General features: G+C 62.7%; 1 protein-coding gene. It reads right to left on the minus strand.

What is annotated here, in order from left to right:
* Nucleotides 1-212, minus strand: a 212-nt coding sequence (locus ACX40Y_RS18245) for an integrase core domain-containing protein (RefSeq protein WP_459120995.1), incomplete at both ends; no start/stop codon positions are given.

Here is a 212-nt window from a genome sequence, read left to right on the forward strand (position 1 = left end):
CAGCACCGAACGGGCCTGGGTCAGGCTGGTGAAGATCGTCTCATTCAGGCACTCGTCCCGCAGGCGAGCATTGAAGCTCTCGATGAACCCGTTCTGCTGCGGCTTACCCGGTGCGATGTAGTGCCATTCGACCTCGCGCTCCTTGGACCAGCGCAGGATCGCCATGCTGGTCAGTTCAGTGCCGTTGTCGCTGACGATCAGCGCTGGGCGGG

It is taken from the genome of Sphingomonas sp. RS6 (assembly GCF_054489705.1).